The sequence below is a fragment of the Tardiphaga sp. genome (assembly GCF_044340795.1).
GTDB lineage: Bacteria > Pseudomonadota > Alphaproteobacteria > Rhizobiales > Xanthobacteraceae > Tardiphaga.
In genome coordinates, this window is the sequence record NZ_JBIISY010000413.1 from 1 (window position 1) to 3,280 (window position 3,280).

4 protein-coding genes are annotated in these 3,280 nt (G+C 58.1%); 3 read left to right on the top strand and 1 reads right to left on the bottom strand.

All coding sequences use genetic code 11. From position 1 onward, the window contains the following. Nucleotides 1–913, bottom strand: a 913-nt coding sequence (locus ACIQ17_RS32430) for a M24 family metallopeptidase (RefSeq protein WP_398473666.1), incomplete at its 3' end; no start/stop codon positions are given. Nucleotides 914–1,139: 226 nt separating this feature from the next. On the opposite strand from ACIQ17_RS32430, the gene ACIQ17_RS32435 reads away from it, so the two are divergent. The 3 genes from ACIQ17_RS32435 to ACIQ17_RS32445 all read left to right on the top strand — a co-directional run. Further along, entirely contained in the window at nt 1,140–2,153 is a 1,014-nt protein-coding gene (locus tag ACIQ17_RS32435) for an LLM class flavin-dependent oxidoreductase (protein WP_398473667.1), read from the top strand. Nucleotides 2,154–2,166: 13 nt separating this feature from the next. Beyond that, nucleotides 2,167–2,829, top strand: coding sequence for an NADPH-dependent F420 reductase (npdG, locus tag ACIQ17_RS32440; protein ID WP_398473668.1), 663 nt, complete (start codon nt 2,167–2,169; stop codon nt 2,827–2,829). An 11-nt stretch (nt 2,830–2,840) separates the two neighbouring features. After that, on the top strand, nt 2,841–3,280 hold a 440-nt coding region (locus ACIQ17_RS32445; protein WP_398473670.1), incomplete at its 3' end, for a RidA family protein.

The following is a 3,280-nucleotide window of genomic DNA, read 5'->3' on the forward strand; positions in this document are numbered from 1 at the left end:
CACCTGTCATTCCCGGACGGGTCTGATCGATACCGGCCTGCTCACCAGCAACCATCGCACGGTACAACTCGACCACTCGCTTCGATGGCTCACCGAAACTGAACGTTCGGGCAAGGTCCGACCAATAGCCCTGACAGGTCGCTCCGACGTCGAACCAAATCGTGTCGCCAGACTGGAGTTGGGTGCGATTCGATAGCACCTGCCCGCCGACGCTGTTCCGACCAAACTTGATCATCGTGAATTCCGCGCGCCCTCCTTGAGACGCAATCGAGCGGTTGAATTCAAGATGAAGTTCATGCTCGGTCACCCCGGAGCGTGCGATCGACACCGCAGCCTGTATCGCCTGCTCGGTAATGAGCGCCGATCGTTGGATCCGTCGAATCTCTTCATCGGTCTTGACGCGGCGGACCCATGCAAATGCGGATGCGGCCGGGACGAAGCTGGTCGAAGGGAGTGCATGCCGCAGCCCCTCCTCGACACCAATACGAAATCCGTTCTCGTCAAGACCAACGCGTTTGCCGCTCAATCCCAGTCGCTTGACGGCCGCAGCGAGAGCAGCGCCTCCATTTGGCTCGGCAGGATTGATCGTCAATTCATGCAGACGTTGCTCGTGCTCCGGAAGATTTTCGCTGCCATAGCACTCCCGATAGAAGGTCCCGAAGTTGACCGCTCCAGCAATCACGGCCGATGCATCCAGCACCTGGTCAATTTCACCGGTCGATGAGACCAACGTCACACGATCCGGCTCATCGCGTGTGATAAGCGCGTAGCACTGGCCGAAATAGGGATGCAGATGCAACGAGACACTTCGAATGCCAGTAAGATACTGCACATTCTCAGTTGCGGCAGCGACGAGACCGTCAAGATCATCCTCGGACATCTTCCGCTTCAACCGCTCAATATTCGCCAGCACAGCCTTCTCCAAGTGTTTTATTTATTGAAACAGTGGTTCATAACAAGCTCGCATGTGAATGGCATTTGGTCAATCGCGGAAAACTACCTTGCATAGCAAAGCGGTATAATTAAGCGATTTGCACGATTATTGAGCCTTGACGCGATTGGAATGCGGTGGTTCATTATAAATAACGCCGTTTCGTTTATAGAAACGCAAAGACAACAAAGCATCAAGGAGCCCGCTCATGAAGATTAGCGTCGGATTGCCTACCGGGATGGAAGGGCTGATGTATCCGGTCCCGTTCTCGACCCCTCAGGACATCATCGATATCGCCGTGCACGCCGAGCGGCTTGGCTACCATTCGGTCTGGGGCAACGACCATATGACCACGCAGCACTATGTGCGCGACGAATTTCCGACCCCGCCGAATTACTGGGAACCGTTGATCACATACGGTTTCATCGCCTCCGCAACGAAGACGCTGCGCATGGGCACGGGCATGCTCGTGCTCCCGATGCGCCGCGACATCGTCGTGACAGCGAAGCAGATCGCGACCCTCGATCAGTTCAGCGGCGGTCGTCTCGAAATCGGCATCGGCGTAGGCGCCTATCGTGAAGAATTCGAAGCACTGCAGCCTAATTTCAAGGCGCACCGCGGCAACATGGTCGATGAGGGCCTCGGTGCTTTGCGCCAACTGTTCAGCGAGCGCATGGCAACGCATGAGGGTGAATACTACCAGTATCGCGATGTCGAGATGTTCCCGAAGCCGCTCCAGAAAGAGCTGCCGCTCTATCTCGGCGGCAACAACAAGAACGCCATCATGCGTGCTGCGAAGGCTGGAAACGGTTGGATGCCGGCTTGCGTCGAGGCTTCAAAGCTCCGTGAGTCCGTCAACATGCTGCACGAACTCGCAGCCAGCCATGGTCGGGACGGCTCAAAGCTCGAAGTGGCTCCGCAATACATCGTCTATCTCGGCAAGACGCGCGAACAGGCCATCGCCAAGTTCAAGCAATCGCAGATGTACAATCATCTCGTGTCGCTCAGCAAATCGACGCTGAAAGATCAAGGCGCGATCGCCCATGAGGACATCAATCTGGTCGGAGACGCGCAGCACATCATCGATCTCGGACTGAAGCTGAAGGAAGCCGGCGCCACTCACCTGCTCGGCCTGTACTTCGCCGTGAACACCATGCCCGAGTTGCTGGAGCAGATGCAACTGTTTGCGGAAGAAGTCATGCCGCACCTGACGAAGGCATAAAGAGAGGGATACAATGTCAGAAACCCCTCTTCCCACTCTGTCGATCGTCGGCGGTACCGGCGATCTCGGCTCCGGCCTCGCGCGCAGCTGGAGCCGTGCCGGATATACGGTCGTACTCGGCTCGCGGTCGAGCGAACGCGCAGAGGAAATGGCGTCGCTGCTCCGCTCCGAAGGTTTTACCAGCGTCGCCGGCGAAACCAACGCGGCAGCTGCGGCCAAGAGCGACATCGTCATCGTCGCTGTGCCTTTCTCGAATTATGAGGCAAGCCTCGCCGAGATCAAAGACGCAGCGAAAAGCAAGATCGTGGTGACAGCGGTCGTTCCGCTCGTACCGCCGAAAGTGTCGGTCGTACAACTGCCTGCCGCAGGATCGGCTGCTGTGATCGCACAATCGCAACTCGACCCGTCGACACGCGTCGTGGGCGCTTTTCACAATGTGGGATCGCAGAAGCTGCACGCCGGCAGCAAGGCCGACTGCGATGTTCTCGTCTTTGGCGACGACGCGGATGCCCGCACCGAAGTGATCAAGCTTGCCGATGCCGTCAGCAATCGCGGTGTCGATGGTGGCGCGCTGGCAAACGCAGCAGCTGCTGAGGCACTGACGTCAGTGCTGATCTGGATTAATCGAAAATACAAGGTGAAGGGCGCAGGCATCACCATTTCGGGCCTGGCGTAATGGAGAGCAACATGTCCGCAATCGACGAGAAGCTGAAGACTCTCGGCGTTGAGCTACCTACCCCGGCGGCGCCCTTGGCCAACTATGTCCCGGCGGTGATCATGGGGAACCAGCTCATCGTTTCCGGTCAATTGTGCCTGAATGGTGCAGGAAAGCTTGATGACGCCCACCGCGGAAAGCTGGGCGACGCTGTTTCGCTCGAGGCCGGCCAAGCCGCAGCACGGCTCTGCGCCATCAATCTCCTCGCACAGGCCAAGGCAGCACTGGGCGGCGATCTCGGTCGCATCAAGCGCTGCGTGCGTCTCGGAGGCTTCATCAATGCCACGCCGACCTATGCGTCGGTGCCGCAGGTGATGAATGGCGCCTCAGACTTCATGGTCGAGGTTCTGGGTGATATCGGCCGCCATGCGCGATCGACGATCGGGGTGGCTCAGCTTCCGCTCGATAGCGC

Excerpts from the sequence above, each read along its gene's own strand:
- ACIQ17_RS32435 (WP_398473667.1), top strand. The coding sequence starts at position 1,140 with ATGAAGATTAGCGTCGGATTGCCTACCGGGATGGAAGGGCTGATGTAT.
- npdG (WP_398473668.1), top strand. The coding sequence starts at position 2,167 with ATGTCAGAAACCCCTCTTCCCACTCTGTCGATCGTCGGCGGTACCGGC.